Source organism: Streptomyces sp. NBC_01237 (genome assembly GCF_035917275.1).
Lineage (GTDB): Bacteria > Actinomycetota > Actinomycetes > Streptomycetales > Streptomycetaceae > Streptomyces.
The window spans coordinates 1,435,209-1,456,024 of the sequence record NZ_CP108509.1 but is presented as its reverse complement, the minus strand read 5'-3'; the positions used below and the strand labels follow the sequence as shown (position 1 = coordinate 1,456,024).

At 70.7% G+C, this 20,816-nt stretch carries 19 protein-coding genes and 1 pseudogene; 9 read left to right on the top strand and 11 right to left on the bottom strand.

The window, feature by feature from the left end; translation table 11 throughout:
* Positions 1-13 precede the first annotated feature (13 nt).
* Together OG251_RS42610 and OG251_RS42605 are read right to left on the bottom strand one after the other, a co-directional pair.
* Positions 14-709, bottom strand: coding sequence for an endonuclease (locus OG251_RS42610; RefSeq protein ID WP_326682638.1), 696 nt, complete (start codon positions 707-709; stop codon positions 14-16).
* Between the two features lie 272 nt (positions 710-981).
* Positions 982-1,542, bottom strand: coding sequence for a type 1 glutamine amidotransferase domain-containing protein (locus tag OG251_RS42605; protein WP_326682637.1), 561 nt, complete (start codon positions 1,540-1,542; stop codon positions 982-984).
* 533 nt (positions 1,543-2,075) lie between these two features.
* Here OG251_RS42605 and OG251_RS42600 point away from each other — a divergent pair.
* On the top strand, positions 2,076-2,300 hold the full coding sequence (locus tag OG251_RS42600) for a hypothetical protein (RefSeq protein WP_326682636.1): 225 nt from the start codon (positions 2,076-2,078) through the stop codon (positions 2,298-2,300).
* A 231-nt stretch (positions 2,301-2,531) separates the two neighbouring features.
* On the opposite strand, the pseudogene OG251_RS45135 reads toward OG251_RS42600, so the two are convergent.
* Positions 2,532-4,877, bottom strand: a pseudogene (locus OG251_RS45135) (phosphoketolase family protein).
* 514 nt (positions 4,878-5,391) lie between these two features.
* Between OG251_RS45135 and OG251_RS42580 the strand changes: the two are divergent.
* The 7 genes from OG251_RS42580 (at position 5,392) to OG251_RS42550 (ending at position 9,393) form a co-directional block, all read left to right on the top strand.
* Positions 5,392-5,718 carry a plasmid stabilization protein gene (locus tag OG251_RS42580; RefSeq protein ID WP_326682634.1) on the top strand — a complete coding sequence of 109 codons (327 nt, stop codon included), beginning with the start codon at positions 5,392-5,394 and terminating at the stop codon, positions 5,716-5,718.
* Between the two features lie 52 nt (positions 5,719-5,770).
* On the top strand, positions 5,771-6,244 hold the full coding sequence (locus OG251_RS42575; protein ID WP_326682633.1) for a DUF5709 domain-containing protein: 474 nt from the start codon (positions 5,771-5,773) through the stop codon (positions 6,242-6,244).
* Positions 6,244-6,933, top strand: a complete 690-nt coding sequence (locus OG251_RS42570; RefSeq protein WP_326682632.1) for an HAD family hydrolase — start codon at positions 6,244-6,246, stop codon at positions 6,931-6,933. The genes OG251_RS42575 and OG251_RS42570 overlap by 1 nt, the downstream gene beginning before the upstream one ends.
* A 177-nt stretch (positions 6,934-7,110) precedes the next feature.
* Complete coding sequence (locus tag OG251_RS42565; RefSeq protein WP_326682631.1) at positions 7,111-8,091, top strand: TIGR03557 family F420-dependent LLM class oxidoreductase; 981 nt, start codon at positions 7,111-7,113, stop codon at positions 8,089-8,091.
* A gap of 131 nt (positions 8,092-8,222) precedes the next feature.
* Positions 8,223-8,468 carry a hypothetical protein gene (locus OG251_RS42560; protein ID WP_326682629.1) on the top strand — a complete coding sequence of 82 codons (246 nt, stop codon included), beginning with the start codon at positions 8,223-8,225 and terminating at the stop codon, positions 8,466-8,468.
* Between the two features lie 105 nt (positions 8,469-8,573).
* On the top strand, positions 8,574-8,999 hold the full coding sequence (panD, locus tag OG251_RS42555; RefSeq protein WP_073722268.1) for an aspartate 1-decarboxylase: 426 nt from the start codon (positions 8,574-8,576) through the stop codon (positions 8,997-8,999).
* A 40-nt stretch (positions 9,000-9,039) separates the two neighbouring features.
* Complete coding sequence (locus OG251_RS42550) at positions 9,040-9,393, top strand: GNAT family N-acetyltransferase (RefSeq protein ID WP_326682628.1); 354 nt, start codon at positions 9,040-9,042, stop codon at positions 9,391-9,393.
* Between the two features lie 405 nt (positions 9,394-9,798).
* On the opposite strand, the gene OG251_RS42545 is transcribed toward OG251_RS42550, so the two are convergent.
* The 3 genes from OG251_RS42545 to OG251_RS42535 form a co-directional block, all read right to left on the bottom strand.
* The gene (locus OG251_RS42545) at positions 9,799-11,175 is read right to left on the bottom strand and encodes a diaminopimelate decarboxylase (RefSeq protein WP_326682627.1); all 1,377 of its coding nucleotides are present in this window, start codon (positions 11,173-11,175) and stop codon (positions 9,799-9,801) included.
* Positions 11,176-11,285: 110 nt separating this feature from the next.
* A complete protein-coding gene (locus tag OG251_RS42540; protein WP_326682626.1) occupies positions 11,286-12,932 on the bottom strand; it encodes a helix-turn-helix domain-containing protein in 1,647 nt (548 codons plus the stop codon).
* Between the two features lie 85 nt (positions 12,933-13,017).
* Positions 13,018-14,427, bottom strand: coding sequence for a helix-turn-helix domain-containing protein (locus tag OG251_RS42535; protein WP_326682625.1), 1,410 nt, complete (start codon positions 14,425-14,427; stop codon positions 13,018-13,020).
* A gap of 214 nt (positions 14,428-14,641) precedes the next feature.
* On the opposite strand from OG251_RS42535, the gene OG251_RS42530 reads away from it, so the two are divergent.
* Complete coding sequence (locus OG251_RS42530; RefSeq protein WP_326682624.1) at positions 14,642-16,078, top strand: M64 family metallopeptidase; 1,437 nt, start codon at positions 14,642-14,644, stop codon at positions 16,076-16,078.
* A gap of 24 nt (positions 16,079-16,102) precedes the next feature.
* Here OG251_RS42530 and OG251_RS42525 read toward each other — a convergent pair whose 3' ends face one another.
* From OG251_RS42525 to OG251_RS42505, 5 genes are all read right to left on the bottom strand, one after another.
* A complete protein-coding gene (locus tag OG251_RS42525; RefSeq protein WP_326682623.1) occupies positions 16,103-16,900 on the bottom strand; it encodes a family 1 encapsulin nanocompartment shell protein in 798 nt (265 codons plus the stop codon).
* Positions 16,897-17,970, bottom strand: coding sequence for a Dyp-type peroxidase (locus OG251_RS42520; RefSeq protein ID WP_326682622.1), 1,074 nt, complete (start codon positions 17,968-17,970; stop codon positions 16,897-16,899). Before OG251_RS42520 ends, OG251_RS42525 begins: the two co-directional genes overlap by 4 nt.
* A 452-nt stretch (positions 17,971-18,422) precedes the next feature.
* Positions 18,423-19,304 (bottom strand): MBL fold metallo-hydrolase, encoded by an 882-nt coding sequence (locus OG251_RS42515; RefSeq protein WP_326682621.1) that lies wholly within the window; start codon positions 19,302-19,304, stop codon positions 18,423-18,425.
* 227 nt (positions 19,305-19,531) lie between these two features.
* Complete coding sequence (locus OG251_RS42510) at positions 19,532-20,122, bottom strand: hypothetical protein (protein WP_326682620.1); 591 nt, start codon at positions 20,120-20,122, stop codon at positions 19,532-19,534.
* A gap of 146 nt (positions 20,123-20,268) precedes the next feature.
* Positions 20,269-20,565: a hypothetical protein gene (locus tag OG251_RS42505; protein ID WP_326682619.1), complete on the bottom strand. Its 297-nt coding sequence runs from the start codon at positions 20,563-20,565 to the stop codon at positions 20,269-20,271.
* Between the last annotated feature and the right edge of the window lie 251 nt (positions 20,566-20,816).

The following is a 20,816-nucleotide window of genomic DNA, read 5'->3' as shown; positions in this document are numbered from 1 at the left end:
GACTTCGACGCACTCACGCAAGCCGAGGGTTGCGCGCAGGGTTGTGCACGGGCGCGTCTGTCCGGTCCTTCACGTCTTGCACCACCGACTTGTCCAGCGCGGCCCGCACGAGCGCCGCGGCAAAGACCGTCAGTTGCTCTGCGGGCACCAGTTTCGCCAGTTCGCGGGATTTCGTCGGCAGTCCGATGCGCTGCGCCCCTTGGACGGCTTTGCCGTCGAGGTAGGGCTCCAGCTCGGTCCAGACGCCTTGGACTTCGCGCAGGAAGACAGCCGCGCCCACAGGTCCGAGCCCGGGCAACTCCTGGAGGAGCTCCCGCATGCGTGCGGGGTCGTTGTGGGCTTCCTTGCGCAGACGTCGCAGGTCGCCTCCATAGCGCTCGCGGAGGAACGCCGCGCCTTTGCCGAGGGTCGTGGACGTGCTCTCGTCGTAGCGCCTGTAATGTCCCGCGCCCAGTGCGTCCACACGCTGCTGCCATGTGGCCTCCTGCATCCGGCGGGGGGTGCGCATGCTCGCCTTGAACAATTCACGGGCCGCACCGACCGCGACCGAAGCGCGGATGCGCGCGCTGAGAAGGCATGAAAGGACGAGTAGTTGGTAGAGCGGCTGGGGAGTGTTCCGCAGTCGAATTCCGGCCTGGGCTGCATAGGTCTGCCCATGGCCGTCGAGCAGTGCGAGGACGGTTTCACGGCGTGTGGCCGTGGCACTCATGACGGCCTCCCTGAGTGAATGGTGCAGCTCTTAGGACTCCGTTCTGCTGAATTGTCCCAAAGCGGGGGGCAACCGCAGAAGCAGGGGACAGGGGCACAGCCGCCGCCCGCTACGTGATGCCGCTCGTTTGACGAGGGATCTGTTCGACCAACTTGAGCTGCCCTCCAGCCGACACCCACAGGTTCAAGCTGGGTCCGGGGAGCGGTCCCTTTCGACGGGCGAGCACCGGAGTGACGACCGCGGAGCCACGAGAACTGATTACGGGACGGCCCTCAGAGGGCGAGTGCTGCGTCGATCTCCCGGATGAACGGTTCCAGGTCACCGGGGTTGCGCGAGGTAATGAGTTTCCAGCCTCCCGCCTCGTCGGTGACGACCGGTTCGTCGGCCCAGTCACCGCCTGCGTTGCGGATGTCTGTTTGCAGTGAGGCGTACGAGGTGAGCCGTTTCCCGGCGACGGCACCGGCTTCGACCAGCGCCCAGGGGCCGTGGCAGATGGCGGCGACCGGTCGCCCGGATTCGGTGAAGGAGCGCACGACGCGAGGAGTGGACTCGTGCAGTCGGAGCGTGTCTGCGTTCAACGTACCGCCCGGTACGAGGAGGAGGTCGTACTCCGCCGGGTCGGCATCGTCCAGCGTGAGGTCGGGGCGGACAGCCCTGCCGGGCTCCTTGTCGCTGACGAGGGTGTCAATGTCGTCCATGGTCACGGCAGCGACATCGACCTGGGCACCCCCTCCGCGAAGATGATCGAGCGGCACGACGAGCTCGTCCTGCTCGACGCCGTAGTTGGTGACGATTGCCAGTATCTTCCGCCTGCTCACGTCGTGGTCCGTCATCGTCTGTCCTTCCTGCCTTGTGCCGAGCACACCCGAGTCCTTCCGGTGGGCCGCAGCACCTGGGTTCCCGCCCTGGCGAAGCTCATGCCTCCGGTCCGACAGTCCGTCCGGCCTCTGGCGCACGAAGCGGCGTAGCGCGGGGAGGGGCGGCGGCGCATTTGTCACACTGCCGCGCGGGGCCGCCGAGCGGTTTGCTTTCGGGCCTCTCCCACCATTGCGCGCTGTGGCAGCATCGGCAATCCGCCTTTCCTGCTCATGAGCCGGCGGGGGCCTCTTCACGGGCAGCCGCGTGCTGTGCTGTTTTACACCTTAAATCCATGTTTGTGCCCGTTGGAGGGCGGGGACGCGCTCGGAGAGGACAAGAGCGACATCCCATCCGGACGGACGGGGGCCATGAGACTTCTGGCGTTCCAGCACCCCTCCCTTCCTGGGGCGCCCTACCCGTTGAGCTGATCACGCGCCCCTTTCGACCGAAGCCGTCATCCGGCTCGGACCACAACACGCTGATCGACAAACAGAAAGGCGGTACCCCGATGGGCGATCGAGCAAGCCGGGAACACGCGGATCAACCACTGCCCCGGGACCCTGAGGACCAGCTCGCCAACGATGATGACCCGCTGACGGTACCGGTGCCCGCCGGCCTCGAAGAGGGCACTGAACTCCCGGACACCGATGAGGCCGGTACGGGGCCGGTCGGCAGTCGCAACGACGGCTCCGTTCACCCCGAGCACCCGATCCCGGACGAACCGTCCGGCTGATGGTTCCAAGTCAGGAAACCAGCCAGGGGGAGAGCTCGCACACTGCCTGCCCATGCGGTGTCCGGATGCGCCCACCCGGAAACCGCGTCCGTCGTGCAGGAACTCGCGATCAGGCCGGTGGTCTCGGGGCCGGGTGGCTCGTTCCGATGCTTCACGGATTCCTCGCGGCCGTCGGCGCCCACGACGGAAAGGCGCAGAAGCCGGCGTCGACGACGAGGCTGTCTCGGGCGTTCACCGCTGCCACTTCCACTCGGTGATCTCAGTGGGGTCGGTGCCGGTGCGGCGGATCTCCTCGCGCAGCCGGTCGCGGTGGCGTGCGTGGGCGGCGGCCAGGTCGCCGGTGACGGTGGCGCGTCCGTGCAGGTGGCCCAGCGCGGAAATGACCAGGTCGTGCCGGGAGACACCGTTGCGTGCGAGGAGGTCGTAGGGGGTGGTGGTGGAGCCTTCCTCGACGTAGCCGCGGACATGGAAGCGCTCCGGTTCCGGCCTTCCGTGGAGCAGTTGGTGGACGGCTGAGGGGTAGCCGTGGAAGTCGAACACGACCGGCGTGTCCGTGCCGAACAGCTCACGAAACCCGGCGTCGGCCATGCCGTGCGGGTGGCGGTCCGGTGGGGTGAGGACGCACAGGTCCACGATGTTGACCACACGGATGCGTGCGTCGGGCAGGTCGCGGCGCAGCAGGGCGGCTGCTGCGAGCGTTTCGACCGTCGGAATACCCCCCGCGCAGGCGAGGATCACTTCCGGATCTTCACCCTCATAGGTGGAGGCCCAAGGCCAGATGGAGGCACCGGCCTCGCAGTGTCGGCGGGCGGCGTCGAGATCGAGCCACTGGGCGGCGGTGTGCTTCCGGACACGACCAGATTGATCCTGCCGGTGTCGGCGAGCAGGCGTTCCATGGTGACGAGCAGGGTGTTGGCGTCGGGCGGGAGGTAGACGCCGGTGACGGTGCTCTTCTTGGTGAGCAGATTGTTGATGAACCCAGGGCCCTGATGGCTGTAACCGTTGTGCTCCTGACGCCAGCCCTCGCTGGTCAGCAGGTAGGTGAGGCTGCTGACGGGCGCCCGCCACGGCACCTCGCGGGACATCTTCAGCCACTTGGCGTACTGGTTGAGCATGCTGTCCACGACGGAGGCGAACGCCTCATATGTCGGGAACAGCCCGTGGCGGCCGGTCTGGAGGTAGCCCTGGAGCCAGCCCTGGCAGTTGTGCTCGGAGAGCACTTCCATGACACGTCCGTCGCGCGAGAGGCCCTCGGCGTACTCGTCCACGGGCCAGGCGTAAGCCCGTCCGCTCACGCCCAGGATGCTGTCGAGCTTGTTCGAGGCGAGTTCGTCAGGGGACATGATCCGAAAGTCCCGGCTTGCCTCCGTCCGGCGCATGATCTCTGCCAGCCACTCGGCGAGGACCCGGTTGGGGCTCGCGGAGGCGACGCCCGGCCCCGCGTGGACATCGACTGCGCACGGCTCCAGCGGCGGAAGAACCAGCGGCCGTCGCAACCGGCCCCCGTCGCCCGCGGGCTGCATTCCGATACGCCGATCGCCCCGGGGGCACACGGCAAGAACCTCGGGCCGGGGGGCGGCCGGCCCCGTCAAAGAGTTCGTCCGGCCTGTACGAACGGAGCCACGCCTCCAGGGCTCTGAACTGTTAGGGATCGTCGTGGACGTCGGCCAGGGGCACCTGGTGCGCGTGGAAGGTGCCTTCGATGCGTTTCCCCCCGGCCTTGGCGGGTGCACCCTGGCCCTTCAGGCTACGCAGCACGATCATCGGCCAGGGCGGGCGCTCGGGCATGTCACCGGCACGGGCTCGGGCCTGGATGTCGACGATGGCCGTGTGAGCGTCACGTACCGCGTCCGTCATCGCCTCGCTCTGCGGATCCTGGGTCATGTCGACGATGCGAGGGGCCCACCCGTACCCGCGAAACAGTGCGGTCAGCTCCTCGTCGGACATGGTGGCAAACACGGTGGGTGAGGAGATCTTGTAGCCGTTCAGGTGCAGGATCGGGAGCACCGCACCGCCGGTGACCGGATCGAGGAACTTGGAGGAGTGCCATGCCCCCGCGGTCGGCCCCGTCTCGGCCTCGCCGTCACCGACGATGCAGGCCACCAGCCGGTCCGGGGCGTCGAAGGCTGCGCCGAAGGCCGTGGCCAGCGCGTAGCCGAGCTCGCCGCCCTCGTGGAGGGTGCCCGGGAGCGCCGGCGAGAGATGGCTGGGAAAGCCGTCGGGCGCGCAATAGCGCCGGGCCAACTCGTGCAGGCCGCTGTCGGTCCGGGACAGCGCCGGATCGTATGTCTCGTGCGTGCCCTCCAGCCACAGATTGGCGTGGTTGGCGGGGGCGCCGTGTCCGGGCCCGGTGACCAGCAGCACGTCGGTGTCGCGCTCCTTGACCAAACTATTGAGTGCCGCGTAGGCCATAGTGATCCCCGGACACGAACCCCAGTGGCCCAGCAGACGCGGTTTGAGATGCTCACGGCGCAACGGCTCCCGCAACAGGACGTTGTCCTGAAGGAAGATCAGCGCGGCAGCCACGTAGTCGGCCGCCTGTCGGTATTCCCGGGTTCCGTTCAGCCGCAGCTCCATGAAACGCCTTCCCTCGTCGCACGTACGGTGCTCGCCTGTCCTGAGAATCGCCCATGACACCGGTGGGTTTCTATCGGAGCCCTTCCACGATGGCCGGAGGCCGCCCCGGGCCGCCCCGGTCGTCGTCCACAACTGATCGGGACACCCACGAGTCTGGCCATGGTTCACAGCCTGTCTCATAAAAGGCTGGCCCGGTCGTGGCCTCGGCACTCCATACCGGGGCTGTCCATTTCGCTCCTGGGCCGTTCAGTCCCTCTGCGCTGTGGTCGGCTCAGATCTTCGGCAGGCGGCAGTCCGCGTTACGTCGGGGCCGGCCGGTTGGGCTGGGCCACTACGTCCGCACGGCATCCGGCCGATGCCCCGCCGGCCTCGGGGCACTCCTGATCCCGCCTCCGGGGGCGCCGTCGCGGGGTGCGTTGTTTAGTGGGATCCGTACGGGAAAGACGGTGGCCGTCCCCGAGTCCGTGACGGTTTCCGGACCCGACGCCCACGAGAGGAAGCGGAGGAGCGCGCCATGCCGGCCGGATCCAGCAAGAAGCGTGAGCGGCAGTACGAGCACATCAAGGAGAGTCAGGAGGAACAGGGCGCGTCGACGCCCCGTGCGAAGGAGATCGCGGCCCGGACAGTCAACAAGCAGCGCGCCCGGTCCGGTGAGTCGAGGACGGCGAGCAGGACATCGCTCCAGGACAGGAAGTCCGCCTACGAACGCGGCGGTGAACGCTCCCACAAGGGCGCGCAGGGACCCACGAAGGACCAGCTCTACGCGGAGGCCAAAAAGAAGAACATCGACGGGCGTTCCTCCATGAACAAGGAACAGCTCCGTAAGGCCCTCGGACGCTGATGCCCACCGGCGGCCCGGGGACCGGTCGCCCGCACGACGAAGGAAACAGGACATGCCCGCAGACGCACGCGGCGACGATGTGTACCAGCCGCAGGGCGACGACGGCGGCGATCCGCCGAACGACGGCCTCGACCTGGAGAACACGCTCGACGAACGCGATCTGGACGACCGAATGGATGAGGGCTACTCCCCTCCCGAACGCCCCTTGGCCGTGAACAGGTTCGGTACGACCGGGGCCGAGGTGCGCCACGGTGAGTCCCTGGACCAGCGGCTCGCCCAGGAGACCGACGATGTGGAACCACCCAACGGTGACGGCGTCGGCGACCTCGCCGGGGGTGAGGGCGAACCGTTGGAAGCGTCCGAGCGCGAGCCCCGGGCGGGACGCCTCAGCGCGGCGGACGACGCGGCCGGGCGGGAGAACGACGTCTTCGCCGAGGACGTGGGCATCGACGGTGGCGCGGCGTCGGCGGAGGAAGCGGCCGTCCATGTCACGGACGAGGCGGACATCCAGGGGCGCGAGGTCTGATGGCGACGCTGGGGAAGACCACGGCAGGGGCGGCGATCTTCGATGTGGACGGCACTCTCACCGATACCAACCACCTCCACGTGGTGGCCTGGTGGGAGGCCTTTCGGCAGGCCGGGCACACCGTGCCGATGCCGGACATCCACCGGGCGGTCGGCCTCGGTTCCGGCGATCTGATCGAGCGACTGCTGGGGCCCGACCGTGACCCCGGGCAGGACACGGCCATCAGCTCCGCGCACACGGTGCTCTACGCCACGTACTTCGACCGACTCCCGGCCTTCCGGGGCGCGGGCGACCTGCTGCGCACCCTGGCCGAACGCGGTTGGCGGGTTGTTCTCGCCACCTCGGCGAGCGGCACGGAGCTCGCGGCTCTGCGGCGGGCGGTGGACGCGGACGAGGCGGTCCGGGCCACGGCGAGCTCGGACGACGTCGACCGGGGCAAGCCCTCCCCGGAGCCCGTCGAGCTGGCCTGCCGGCTGGCCGGTGTCAGTGCGGGGCAAGCGGTGTTCGTGGGCGACACGGTATGGGACATGGAGGCGGCGGCCCGGGCCGGGGTGACTGCGGTTGCTCTCCTGTCGGGCGGTATCCCCCGCGCCGACCTGGAGCGGGCAGGAGCGGAAGCGGTCTATCTGGATGTGGCCGATCTGCTCGACCGCCTCGACGACAGCCCTTTCGGGCCGGCCCCCGACTGACGCGCGCACGTCGAACCCCCTCGTGCACCCGAGCAGGCGGGACACGACTCGTCGGCAGGAAAGGCCAGGTCAAGGCTGCATTCCGCACGGCCCTACGCACTCGACCGTTATGTGTAGATATCAGGGGGTATCCCTGTGCGGAAGAAGTGGCCGTGACGCGTGCGGAATGAGGATCACATGCAGGTGGGTTACAAGCTGGCGGCGGAGGCGTTCGGCCCGGCGGAGCTGGTCAGGCAGGCAGTGCTCGCCGAGGAGGCGGGATTCGACTTCGTGGAGATCAGCGACCACTACCACCCCTGGCTCGACAACCAGGGACACTCACCGTTCGCCTGGACGGTGCTGGGAAGCATCGCGGCCAAGACGTCGCGGATCGGTCTGGCGACCGGGGTCACGTGTCCCACTGTGCGTTACCATCCCGCGATCATCGCTCAGGCGGCTGCGACGCTCGCCCTGCTCTCGGAAGGCCGCTTCGTCCTGGGTGTCGGCTCGGGGGAGCGGCTGAACGAACACGTCGTCGGTCCCGGATTCCCCGACGCGGTCCGCCCCCGGCACGAAATGCTCACGGAAGCCCTGGAGATCATCCGACTGCTGTGGAGCGGGGGCTACCGGTCCTACGAGGGAAAGCATCTGCGACTGCAGGACGCCCGGGTCTTCGACCTCCCCGGCGAGCTGCCTCTGATCGCCGTGGCCGCCAGCGGTCACATGTCGACCCGCATCGCCGCCGAACTGGGCGACGGCCTGTTCGCCACTGAGGACAAGCCGAGCATTGTCCAGCACTACCGTGACGCCGGGGGAACCGGCCCGTGCTACGGCGAGGTTCCGATGGCCTGGGCACCCGACGCACACACCGCCGCGCGTGCCGCTCTCAAGACGTCGCGGTGGGCGCTGACCGGGTGGAAAGTGATGAGCGAGCTGCCCAATCCGGTCAACTTCGATGCCGCGACCACCACCGTGCGCGAGAGTGACATTCTGGAGAAGTTCGCTTGCGGAGCGGACCCCGGACGCTACATCGAGGTCGCTCAGAGCTACGTCGACGCGGGCTTCGACAGGCTGGTCATGCAGAACGCGGGCCCCGACCCCGACGGCTTCATCGACTTCTACCAGCGCGAGCTCGACGCGCGCATCCGACAGCTCACGCCGAGCAATGTGCGAGCCTGAAGGCTGTGGTCCCGCACGCCGGGCTTGGCGAGTCGGCCGAAAACGCCCGGATCGGCGAGCCGGGCGAGTCACGGTTCGAGGCGGCGACCGCAAGTGTTTCGCGAGGTCGCCCGGTGACGATGGATCGAGACATGGCAGAGGCGCCCCCGCGGATCAACGCCCTCATCGCCGACGCTGCCGGCCCGAACGGCCCCGAGACCGATGACCAGGACCGCGCACACGTACGGCAAGGTCGCCGCCGTGGCCGTCGTAGGCAACGAGGACGGCCACGGCAGGCCACCGACTACCAGGATCCGGACGAGACACCCGACGCCGTCGCAACGACCACCAAGGCCCTCGCGGCCTGCAAGCAACCAAGTGGTCAGCACGAGTCCTGAAGAACCTGGGGGGAGCTGCCCGGACATGCGACTCGTTGTAGGGTAAGGAAACAGCCCTTGACCTGCAAAAACGCAGGCAGGGAGCCTACCTCCAGGAGTACCTAGATGATGCGTACGATGTTCAAGTCCAAGATTCACCGGGCCACCGTGACCCAGGCCGACCTGCACTATGTCGGATCCGTGACCATCGACGGCGAGCTGATGGAAGCCGCCGATCTACTGCCGGGTGAACTCGTGCACATCGTCGACATCGACAACGGCGCACGCCTGGAGACGTACGTCATCGAGGGTGAGCGCGGTTCGGGTGTCATCGGTATCAACGGGGCGGCCGCCCACCTCGTGCACCCCGGCGACCTGGTCATCCTGATCAGCTACGCGCAGGTCGACGATGCCGAGGCCCGCGCGCTGACCCCGACAGTGGTCCACGTCGACGCGGACAACCGGATCGTCGCGCTCGGCGACGACACCTCCGCGCCGGTTCCGGGGACCCGCACGGAACGCAGCCCGCACGCGGTGCCCGCGGCCGGCTGACCCGCCCCATCCACGCCCGCACACAGCAGGGAGCCCCGCCATGGCAGAGAACTCCGCAGTAGAGATCCGGGACGACCGGGCCCACGGCAATCTCGTGGCCTACGAGGACGGCAAGGCGGCCGGAGTCATCGCGTACTTCGTGATGGACCCGGCGCCCGGTGCCCTTGTCGCCGTGCACACCGTCGTCGAGCCGGGCCACGAGGGCAGGGGCATCGCGGGCGCCCTCGTCCAGGAGTTCTACGGCATGGCGGCCCGTGAGGGAGTCCCCGTCGTCCCGCTCTGCCCGTACGCGGCGAAATGGGCGCAGCGCCACCCCGAGCAGGCTCCCGTGGCCCCCGCCGAACTGGTCCAGGAGGCGGAGCGGCAGCTCAAGTCCCACCCCGAGCTGTTCTGACCTGCGGGGACGCCCCACGCGGGCGGCCGGACAGGCGCGGGTGGAGGGATCTGCGGCGTACACGTGTGGACTCGACGGGCGCGGGCAGCCGCACCGGGAGACGGTGGAGATGAGCTCCACCCGTACGTTGCCCGATGCTTTGGAGGTCCGAGATGACCCACCCGTACCCCGATCCCGTACCGCCGTCGCCGACCCCCGCACCCGTGCCCGGTCCGCCCGCGCCCCTGCCCGGTCCGCCGCCCGTACCGCCGGGCCCCGGCCCCATGCCTCCGGGGCCCGCGCCGGACCCGATTCCGCAGCCGCCCAGGCCCGACCCCGACCCCGTACCGGAGCCGGAGCCCTCACCCCAGCCGGCCGGGTGAGGCATTGAGCCGCTGAGCCGTCACGGGGCCGTTGTCCGGCCCGTCACGAGGGCCGGGACGACGCGCCACCGGGCTCGATCAGCGCGTTCGCGTGGGCGAGACCGCTCTCCGCCGCGATCGAGTCCAGCGACTGGGCGTCCCGCACCGGGGCGAACACCACATCGGTGGAACCGTCGGCCGCCGCGGCCCGGAAGCCGTACACGGCGGGCCGCGGCAGGCTGTTGTACGCCCACGGGGTGGAGAAGTAGTAGGCCCCCGTGTCGTACAGCACCACGAAGTCGCCCTCGTGCAGCTCCGGCAGCTCCCGGCCGTGCGCCACCACGTCCCCGGCGAAGCAGCACGGGCCCGCGATGTCCTGGGCCAGCGCCGGCCCTTCCTTCGGGCGCCCGTCCGCGCCGAACGCGCCGACCCGCAAGGGCCAGGCGTCGGGCATGAGGACGGTACGGGTGGCGGTCTGCGCACCCGCATGGGTGAGCGCGATACGGCGTCCGCCCGCGTCCTTCGTGTACTCCACCAGAGCACCGATGAAGCCGTTCTTCGCGAGCAGGGACCGGCCGAACTCGGTGACGAGCGCATAGCGGCCGTCGAAGAGACCGGGCACCGCTTCCGTGAGGGCGGCCACGTAGTCGGCGCAGGTGGGACGGACCGTTTCGTCGTCGAAGTTGACCGGGAGCCCGCCGCCGATGTCGAGGCTGGTGATCCGCCGGGTTCCCAGCCGCTCGTTGATCTCCTCGGCCAGCCGGTACGTCTCCGCGATCCCGGCCGCGATGAGTTCCAACGGGCAGCCCTGGGAGCCGACATGGGCATGCAGCCGGGTCAGCCACGGCCGGTCCGCGAACGCCTGGACGACGGCCTCGCGGGCCCCCGCGTCGCGCAGCGCCACCCCGAACTTGGACGTGGCCGTCGCCGTGCTCATCGCCCCGATGGAACCACCGCCCACCTGTGGATTGACCCGCAGCCCGAGGACGGACACGGTGTCACGGGAGCGCAGTTCGTCGATCCGCCGCAGTTCCTGGAGGCTGTCGGCGTTGACCGCCACGCCCAGCGCGAGCGCCAGCCGGAGCTCCTCACGCGTCTTGGCGGGGGAGTCCAGAACGATGGCCGAGGGCGCGAACCCGGCGTCCAGGGCGAGCCGCAGCTCACCGGGGCCGGCCACCTCGCACCCCATCCCGCAGTCGGCCAGCAGCCGCAGTACCGGAATCAGGGAGGCGGCCTTCGCCGCGAACGTGTGGAGCACATCGGGCGTCGCGGCGAACGCGTCCCGCAGCGCGGCGACACTCTCGCGTACGCCATCGATGTCGATGAAGCCCACGACGGCGCCGCGCTCGCCCAGCAGCCCCTGCTCGACGGCCGCGCGGACGGCGTCGTCGAACCTGGCGGCCGGGCGCGTACCGGTGTTCCGGAAGGAAGTCTGTGTCATACGGCGAGAGTCGGTGATGACGGCCCCACAGGTCTTTGTCGGGAAGGACCAAGACTGGCGGCAATCCCTGGCCGCACGGGCAACCGCCGTACGGAAACGTACCGAACCGCTCAAACGTCACCCGTCAGGCGCACGGCCAGCGAGAGGAGCAGCCGGGTGTCCGGGTCGTCCACATCGACACCGAAGCGCTCCCGTGCGCGCCGCAGCCGGTACCGCAGGGTGTTGGGATGCACCGTGAGCCGGAGCGCAGCCCTCGCCACATCGCCCGAGGCGTCGAGGTGGGCGGCGATCGAGCGGACCAGTTCGCCGCCGGTCGCGAGATCGGCGCGTACAAGATCGTGCACCGGCCCGCCGCCCGAGTCCCACAGGGGCCGTACGGCGTCCAGCATGCGCAGGACATCGAGGGCCGTGCGCACCCCCGACGCTCCGGCGTACCGGAGCGGAACCCCGTCGGCGCCGCGCCGCTCCCGTTCACGCAGCACCCGTACGACGAGCACGGCCTCCTCGCACGAGCCGGCGGCGCCCGGGGCGGACGCGGCCACGGACCCGGCCCCGATCCGGACGGGAACACCGCCGGGCAACGACGTCGCGACCCGGTCCAGCTCCCGGGCCAGCGCGAGCGCTTCCCGGTCCTGCCCGCGGTCGGCGGGCAGCAGGACCAGCAGCCGGGCCCGTTCGCGCAGGACCAGCACCGTGCGACGGTACGCGGCGGCCTGGAGGGCGAGCACGTCCAGGGCGCGGTCGGCCCGCGACGGTGAACCGGCGCCGGGGTCGGGCACCACCGCCAGTACCGCACACGGCTCGTCCGGTGCCAGGCCCAGCGACCAGGCATGCGTACGGCGGTCCCCCCGGCCGTACAGCAGTCCGCGCAGGGCGTGGTCCCGGCGGCGTACGGCACCGCTCTCGCGCAGCCGGTGCCGTACCAGATGGGGCGCTGCGGCCCCGGCGGCGCGGCGCAGCGCCTCCCCGGCCCGGGGGGACAGCGGGCGGCCGTCCGCGGCCGCCCAGATCGAACCGAGCACTTCGGTGCCGTTGCGCACGGCGATGATCAGGCGCTCCGGGCTGTCGCCGTCGGCCGGGCGGTGGATGACGTCCCGCGAGGTCCACAGGTTCCGCAGAATCCCGCTGCGGCGCAGCTCGGCCACGCGCCACTCGGGAACCCGGCCGCCCAGGATGGTGGACCGGCGTACGCCGTCGGCCTCGGGCCGGGTGGCGGAGTGGGCCAGCACCCGGAAGCGGGTGTCCTCGATGGTGATCGAGCCGCCGGTGGACTCGGCGATGGAGGCGGCGAGCGCGCTCAGCCCGCCCGCCGGACCGTCGTCCGCCACCGCGCCGTCGTTCCGGCCGGCCCAGCCGTACGCGAGCGCGGAGCGCAGCAGCGTCGCCGTGTCGGTCCAGTCCGTCCACACCGCGCGGGCCAGCAGCGCGATCCCCGACTCCTCGGCCGCGGCCAGCACTTCCGGTGCCGTGGCCGCACCCTCCGCCTCGCGCAGCACCACGGCGCAGGCGCCCTGCCGGGCCGCCCGGCGCACCGGCTCCGCCGCCTCGGCCTGGGCAGCCGATGCCCCGACCGCCAGGACGATGTGAGCCTCGGCGGACCGGTCCGCCTCCTCGTCGCCGAACGCGACGCCCCGGACCTCGATGTCCTGCCCGGAGGGCGCCAGCAGCAGCCGCAGCGTCCCGCTGTCGTCGAACGCCAGGATCTCCCGGAGCGTGCCGCCGGACGCCGGGACGCCGTGGGGCGGTCCGCTGTTCATGGCACCGAGCATACGAGCGGGGCGAGCGGGGCGGGCGGGGCGGACAGGAGTCGGGAGGGGTCGTCGGCGTCGGCCGGACGTGCCGTCAGCCGGTCTCCGGTGCCGCCCCGTCCGGGGCGGGCCGCGGCACCACCGGCGCCGGGCCGAGCGTGGTGCTGCCGGGGGACGCCCGGTGGCCCAGCCCCGTGCGGTACGCGTCCATCGCCGCCTCCGTACGGCCCGCCCCGCGCAGCAGATCGCCCAGCAGACGGCAGATGTCCGCCAGATCTCCCGCCGCGCCCGCCCGCTCCAGCAGGGCGAGCGCGGTGACGTAGTGCTCCTCGGCCGCTTCCCGCTCGCCGTTCGCCTCGCAGATCAGCCCGAGCAGCCGGTGCGCGCCGCCCGCGTGGACCGAGCCCCGGTCCGGGTGCAGTTCGCCGAGCAGCCGGTGCAGCAGCTCCTGGGCTTCGCGTGATCTGCCCTGCCTGCGCAGCACATCGGCCAGCTCCACCTCGACCTGCGCGGTGTACAGGGCGGCCCGTTTGGACGCCAGCATGTCGCGGGCGGCGCGCAGTTCGCTCTCCGCGCCGGACAGGTCGCCGCCCTGGGCGCGCACATAGCCGCGCATCCAGTGGCAGTGCGCCATCTCGGTGCGGATCTGGAGCTGTTGATAGATCTCGGCGGCCTTGGCGAGCGAGGCGTCGGCCTCCGCCGTACGGCCCGCGGCGATCAGGGTCCGGGCGACCTGACGGTGCAGCCCGGCGACCAACTCGGGGTCGGAGACGCGGGGGGCCAGGGCCAGGGCCAGTTCACCGGCCTGCGCGGCGCGGGCGTGCGCGCCCATGTCCATGTAGGGCGCGATCGATGCCGTGTAGAGGAGCAGGAGGGCGTTGGGGTCCTGGAGCCCGGAGGCGTTGAGCTCGTCGACGGCGCTCTCCAGCAGGTAGCAGGCGTAGCGCAGTTCGCCCGCCAGCAGATGGGCGACCGCTCGGCCGCGGACGGCCGGGGCGCGCTGGGGCAGGGGTGCGTCGGCGAGCAGCTTCTCGGCCGCCTCGAAGTGCCGCAGGGCGGCGGGCAGGTCCCCGGTCTCCAGGGCGCACTGGCCCAGGCCCAGCAGCGCGGTGGCGCGTTCGCCGTCGAGACCCAGCCGCCCGGCCTCGGCGAGCAGCGCCCGGTAGGACGCCGCGGCGTCCTCGGCCGCGCCGGTGGCCAGGGTGCGCTGGGCCTCGACGAGCCGCTCGCGCACTCCGGTGGCCAGGGCTGCGGGGCGTCCCGTGGCCAGCTCCTCGTAACTGACGCCGAGCCGCTCGGCGAGATGGCGTACGGCCGCCTCCGAGGGCCGGACCCGGCCCGCCTCCAGGGTGGAGATGTACGCGGGGGTGTAGGACGGCTCGGCCAGCTGCCGCTGGGTGAGACCGCGCTCCGCGCGCAGGCGCTGGACGCGTCGGCCGACGGCTCCGGGATCGTCGGACGGACCGCGCCCGGACCCCCGTCCCGGCGTGTGCTGTTCGGCCACTGCGTCACCCTCTTCGCGTCGTCCTGCGTCCCGGACACGGTCGTCGGCCCGGTCATGAGTATCAACCCGCAGGCCCGGGGACCTTGTTGCGCGGCGCTTCCGCCCTTAGGTTAAGCCGAACATTAATTCTACTTAACATCCGAGTTATGTCACGGGTGTGCCCACTCGCCCTGCGCGCCCGCCCGAAGGCCGCGCGGATTCGAAGGAGTTGTCCATGCACATACGCCTCGCCAGGCGTCGCACCGCGGGCGCCGTGGCCGGTCTGGCACTCGCCGGTCTGCTGGCCGCCGCCGTGTCCCCGGCCTCCGCCACTGCCTCCTCCGGGGATTCGTCCGTGGCCGCTCCGGGCTCCGGAGACGGACCGGGCGGCCTCACGGTCGAGTACTTCCCCCAGGCCGGCGGCAGCGGACACACCACGCGGGTTCCGTCCGACGGGCCCGCCCGGAGCGCGAAGGCCCGCCGCGGCACGACGCCGCTCACCGCCGCCGAGGCGCGCACGGACGGTGCGCTCGGACGGCAGGCGGTGACCGGACCCAGCGAGGACCGCCTCGACGTCGTCATCGTCGGCGACGGCTACACGGCCGGCCAGCAGGGCGACTTCCACGCGGACGCCACCGCCAAGTGGGCCGACATCACGGCCATCGAGCCGTACAGGAGCTACCAGGGCCTGTTCAACGTCTGGACCGTCGACGCCGTCTCCAAGGAGTCCGGCATCAGTGGCGACCCGACCGCGGACGTGGTCCGGGACACGGCCCTCGGCAGCGGCTTCTGGTGCGACGGCATCGAGCGGCTGATCTGCGCCGACATCGACAAGGTGGCGTCGTACGCGGCCAAGGCCCCCGCCGCCGACCTCGTGGTCGTCCTCTCCAACTCCACCAAGTACGGCGGCGCCGGCTACTCCGGACTCACCGCCGAGGGCTACCCGTTCAACGGGGTCTCCACCCTCTCCTCCGACAACGCCTCCTCCAGCCTCATCGCCGCCCACGAGATAGGCCACTCCGTCGGACTCCTGGCCGACGAGTACACCTACGACTCCTACGGCACCTGGACCGGTGGTGAGCCGGCCGACCTCAACTCCACCACCTACACCCCCGCGCAGCTCACCGAGAAGCGCGCCAAGTGGTACCGCTGGCTGGGACAGACCGACCCGGCGGGCGGCACGGTCGGCACCTTCGAGGGCAGCTCGTACTATCCGTTCGGTATCTACCGGCCCACCGCCAGCTCCCTGATGCGCGAGCTGAGCAACACCGAGTTCAACCTGCCCGGCCGCGAGGCGATGATCGCGGGCTTCTACCGCGCGGGCAGCGCGCTGAGCAGCACCCGCGCGGCGGGCAGCACCCTCGCGCCCGGCCACCGGATCACGGTGAGCACCGCGGGCCTCGGCGGCACGGACCGGCACGGCCGGCCCGGGGCGGGCAAGGCCCTGGCCGCACCCGACCTGCGCTGGTACGTCGACGGCAAGGAGAAGGTCTCCGCCCGGGGACGTACGACCGTCACCCCCCTCGCGCTCGGCGTACGCCACGACGGCCGCCGCCACACGGTGACCGTCACCTTCGTGGACCGTACGGACGCGATCCGCGACCCCGCCGTACGGGCCCTGAGCGGCGACGAGCTCAGCTGGACGGTCAAGGCCACCGGCCCCCGCCGCTGATCCGGACCCCGGGCCGCGGACCGCTCAGGCGATGAGCGGGACCGCGGCCTCCGGCGTCAGCATCCGGAAGGTGAACGCCTGATGGAAGTAGAGCCGGATGCTGGTGGCGTCGTGGTCCTGGTAACCGATCGACAGGTCCTGGCCCAGCCGCAGTTCGAAGTCGCCACCACGCGTGGAGAGCAGCACTCCGCCCGTGACGGCGGGCGCCCACAGGATCTGGTCGTCCAGCAGGCGTCCCAGGTGGGTGGCGACCGGATAGCCGTGGTCGGAGGTCTCGGTTGCCTCGGTGAACGCGTCGGCACCGAGCAGCAGCCGGTACGGTCCGTCGACCCCCGCGAGCCGCAGCCGCGTCAGCGCCTGGCTGACCGCCGCCGGGTAGTCCCGCGCGTCGGCGGGCAGCGCCAGCGGGGCGTGCGAGGAGCCGTCCCGCAGGCCGGTGATCCCGGCCGCCGGGTAGCCGTCGATGATGGCCATGTCCTCGGCGAACGCACAGGTGCGGGCCGCGTCCTTGACGGGCTGCCAGTCACTGTCGTCGGAGCCCCGCTCGACATCGTCCACCGCCGCGCGCGTCACCGTGAACGGCACCTTCCACTCGATGACCGGCATCGAGGTGCGGGCCCGTGCCAGTACGTCGGGGGTGGGCGGGTCGATGTCACGGAGGTGGCCGTCGCCGATCGCGGCCAGCGCGGGCCCGTCCGGGTCGGTGACATCGACCACCCGGCGGCCCGCGAGATGACGGCTGAAGGTGCGCCGGGCCTCCTCTTCGATCTGGTCCCAGGCGGCTTCCGTGACGGGCGCGAGTTCGCGGTGGAGGTTGTTCATCGCTGGGCGCTTTCTTGCAGGCTGCCGATGCGCAGCGAACCGTTGTCCGGGACCGCCGGGGCCGGGGCCCGCCGTACCGGCGCGGTCGCCGGCTCCGGCTGGGCCGCGATCCCGGCAAGCGCGGGCGAGGGCGGCGGGGCGTCGAGGAAATCGGCGCCGGGGGCGTAGAAGAGCGTGCCGGTGACCGCGGTGGAGAAGTCGAGAATGCGGTCGTGGGTACCGGGCGGATCGCCGAGGAACATATTGCGGAGCATGCGCTCCGTCACATCGGGGTCGGCCGCGTAACCGATGAAGTACGTGCCGAACTCGCCCTGCCCGAAGCTCCCGAAGGGCATGTTCGCGCGCAGGATGTCGCGCTCCGTGCCGTCCGGGTCGGTGATCGTGTTGAGGGCGACATGGGAGTCGGCGGGCTTCACGTCGTCGGACAGTTCGACGTCGTCGAACTTGGTGCGGCCGATGACGCGTTCCTGCTCCTGGACGGGCAGCGCGTTCCAGGCCGTCAGGTCGTGCAGATACTTCTGCACGACGACATAACTGCCGCCCGCGAAACCGGGGTCGTCGTCGCCGACCAGGGCGGCCGACCGCGCGTCGTCACCCACCGGGTTCTCGGTGCCGTCCACGAAGCCGAGCAGGTCCCGGTGGTCGAGATAGCGGAAGCCCTGGGTCTCGTCGACGATCCGTACGGCTCCGTCGAGCCGTTCGAGCAGCTGCCGCGCCCACTCGTAGCAGATGTCCATCCGCTCGGCCCGGACATGGAAGAGCACATCACCCGGGGTCGCCGGGGCGTGGTGGCGCGGGCCCCGCAGTTCCTGGAACGGGTGCAGCCGCGCCGGACGCGGCCCCGCGAACAGCCGGTCCCAGGCCGCGGAGCCGAAAGCCGTCACACAGGCCAGCTCCGCCCGCGGGTAGCGGAAACCGATCGAGCGGGAGACCGCCGCGACGTCCGGCAGCACCTCGCGTACGGCGGCCTCGCCCCCCGGTTCGATCGTGCCGACCAGAATCAGCGCGGCGCTCGTGAGCGGGGCGACTACGGGCTGGACCGCGACCGGGTCCGGGACGGCGTCGGGCATGCGCGCACTCCAGGGTGGGTGGGGCGTCGGCGGTACGTGGGGACTGCGGGGCTCGCTGCCACTTACCCACACCCACGGCCCGCCCGCACCTCGGGTGACCCGGCGGGGTCACGCCCGGGACGGCCGCGGCGGGCACTTCCGCGTCTCCCGGAGCCGGTCCGTACCGGGGCCAGTGGGGAGCTGAACCGGGTCCAGCCGAGGTCGAGCAGAAAAGCCGGCAGCACGGGCCCGGCGTCCTTGCGGTCCCGGAGCCTGGCCAGGTGTCCTTGCCGCACGCACGCACGCACGCACGCACGCACGCACGCACGCACGCATGGGCGGGCGGGCGGTCGTCGACGTCGGCGGACGATGGACGTGGTCAGGACCGTGCGGAGACGAGACGCCTCAGGCGGTGTTCGCCTGCTCAGGTCACGGGAGTCGACCGCGGCGGAGCGATCGGGGCCCGCGACTGCCTACCCGCCTCGGTTGCAGATGACGAAGCCGGGGAAGGGATGCCGTCCGGGCCGGCCGCCGATCTCATCGATCGCTTCGCGGATGTCGCGCAGTTGGCCGGTGGTCATCTGCAAGGGTGGCTCGTCCGGCTGGTAGGTGGTCAGGACCGGATAGTCCACGCCGGGCTCGTTGGTCATCTCGATGTGGCAGCCGAGGACGTGGGTGACCGGCCGGGTGCCGGCGAACGCGATCAAGCGGTCGACGGTTCTGCCGAAGGCAGCCCAGTCCGCTACGTACAACCGCCCGGGATACACCGTGTCACCGGTGAGCAGAATGCCGGTGTGCGGGTCGTAGTACGTGACGGCCGCCTCGTGGTGGCCGGGGGTGGCGAGGCACTCCAGCACTCGTCCACCGAGGTCGACCCGGGCCACCCGGTCGGGGGCGTCGGCGTATCCGAAGTACTCCCAGGCACTGTTCAGATCCGCCCCGACGACCGTGGTGCGGGGGCGGTCGGCGAACTGGGCGTCGCCCGCGACGTGGTCGCTGTGGGCGTGGGTGTGCAGGACGAGCAGGGTGTAGTCGTCCCGGGGGTGCTCGGCCAGCCAACGCCCGATCAGGTCATCGACAACCCGGCGCAGCGGGAAGAACTCGGCGGACTCGGTGGCTCCGGTGTCGATGAGCACGGCGCGGGCGTTGCCGAAGATCAGGAACAGGAACGGCGCCTCATAGTCGACCGCCATGTTCTGGCGCAGGATGAACGTGTGCTCGTCGTATGCGTGGACCTGGATATCGGGATCGTTGTTGTGCTTCGCCGACGGCGATCCGTGGATCCAGTCGACGTCCAGCGCGCGAGGCTCGGGCGCCTCGGACACGAAATCCACCAGCTGCGCATGTCGGTCCATGACGTCTCCCCGCGAACCTCTTCGATCAAGAAACGACCACGGCGTTCCGGCCCTTGCCGGCAAGTCTCTCACCCCGGTGAGCCCACAGACGCCCAGGCAGCCACACAGTCACACTGTTTGACACCTTTCGCGTGGCGCGTGGCCCGGCACGGGGCGCGCAAGCCCCTCTCGGCATGTGAACCCCCTGTGACACGACGCCGCAGGGGGAGGGGAAGCGGGAGTGATCTTCAGGGCACCTGCACGGCACGGTACAGGCCACGGCCCGTGCGGCGGATCCGAGATGTACCGACCAAGCGGTCGAGGGTGCTCCGGACAGCGTTGATGCTGCCACTGTCCGTGGCGCGGCCGAGCGCCGCGGCGACATCCCGTGCGCGTACCTCGGCGTCGCCCACTCCGGCGAAGTAGTCCAGGATCTGTTCGGTGAGCCTGCCGTACTGCTTCTGCCCGCCCGTTTCGGCGGAGGACTCCGGCGCAGGGCCGTGTTCCTCGGGCACAGCCGTGGAATGAGCATCCTGGGCGGGGCGTCCGGCCGTTGCCGCGACGTCGTCCGGATCCACCACAGGCGACTTCGGCAGCGCTTCCACGCGTGCGGCAGTCCCGGCCCCGGGGGTGGGCGCGGTGTCGGGAGGTGCCGATCCGGCGGGGGACATCAGGGTCTGAAGGGCGCCGAGAGCTCGCTGGACGGAGCCGAGATGGGCGACGACCGCAGCCAGCTCCCGCTCCAATGCCTGCTTCTGGACACTCAGACGGGCCAGGTCCTCCTGCAGGCTCTCTGCGGTGACCTCGATGTCATGTGCCGTATGGGTTACAGAGACCATGTGTTCCTCTCGTCCTCAACCCTTTGTGGTCGCGTCCGCGCCCGGCTTCCCTCGGTGTGTTGCCTGGTTCCAACGTTGGGTCCTGCCGGACATCATAGGCAGGAACACCCTCGTGTTGACGAGAGACCGGGTCGCCCCACGGTGTTTCACACCTGCTCGATGTGACGGGCCGAGCCGGAACCAGCACACTTCGCAGATGCCTGGAACCGGGTGGAACACGGCGCGACGGCCTTCCCGGTGACGTCCGGGCCGCCCAGGGGCGCTTCCCCGGAGCCGACGGCCCGAAGCCGGTGCAGAGTGTCGGACACGGCCTGCATCTGCAGGTTGAGCAGAGCGAGTCTTTCGCGCAGATCGGCGATACGGGACTGGAGCGAGAACGCCTCCGCGGCCAGAGACTGTGCGGTGGCCGCGACGGCGAGTGGGGTGTCGGAGGTTGAAGTCATCACGCGTCCTGTGTCGGTGGTGCGGTGGACATGGGGTAGCGGCGCGTCGAATGTCCGGGAATGACGTCCGAGCACTGGCGGGCGTCCGTGGGTCAGGTGTCGGACCGGTCGATCCTGACCGCGGACAGGCCGAGGGGCAGCTGCTCGTACGGGCTGCGGAAATCCGTGGTCGGATTGCCGAATTTGGGCATGGCGAACCGATTTCCTGTGCGTTGGATGCCGAATGGGGGCGGAATCCAGAAATGGCCGGA